Source organism: Neisseria sp. P0021.S007, from assembly GCF_051956855.1.
In genome coordinates this window covers 1-702 of record NZ_JBQCXA010000499.1, presented here as the reverse complement: position 1 = coordinate 702, position 702 = coordinate 1, and the positions used below count along the sequence as shown (strand labels likewise).

1 protein-coding gene is annotated in these 702 nt (G+C 50.3%); it reads right to left on the bottom strand.

The window, feature by feature from the left end:
• Positions 1-702 (bottom strand): FAD:protein FMN transferase (locus ACTHUR_RS14240; RefSeq protein WP_440399208.1); only part of this gene is annotated, 702 nt, incomplete at both ends.

The window sequence follows — 702 nt, the reverse complement described above, 5'->3', positions numbered from 1 at the left end:
TGGAAAATGCGGTAGTCGCCGGATGTGGCCAGTGATTTATTGTCCAATGGAATGGTGATTTGAGTGGCGCCGCCTTGAACGATATTGGGCTGCTCGATGCCGATACGCCAAGGATTGCCTTGTGCATTGTGGCCTTTGCCATGTAACTCGCCTCCGATTTCTACCAAATAATTGCCGATATTGAGTTTTTCAAGTTCGGCGGCGGTTTTATCCACGCCAAAACCTTTGGCGATGGAGGATAGGTCTAAATAGACTTCGGGATGGGTTTTGGCGAGTGTAGGCTGCTGACCATCTTGGGAAAGTTTGAGTTTGTCCGTACCGACCATTTCTGAAGCATGTTGGATTTCTTGTGCAGTCGGTTCGTGCGTGATTTCTTTTTGCGGGCCGAATCCCCAAAGGTTGACCAAAGGGCCGACGGTTACGTCCAGTGCGCCGTGCGTCAATTTGTTTAAACGCAAGGCTTCGCCGGTTACATAGGCAAAGTCTTGGGAAATGGGCATGGCCTGATTGACGGTGCGCAGCTGGTTGAATTGGCTGATTTCGGAATCGGTCTGGTAGGTAGACATTTGCCGGTTGACTTCTTTAAGCGCGTCATCAATGCGTTTTTGTATTTCGGCGGGGGAGGGGAGTTTGTCTTGACCATCTGAAAGGTATTTGACGGTATAGGTAGTGCCCATGGTCTCGCCTTGCAGGGTGATGGTT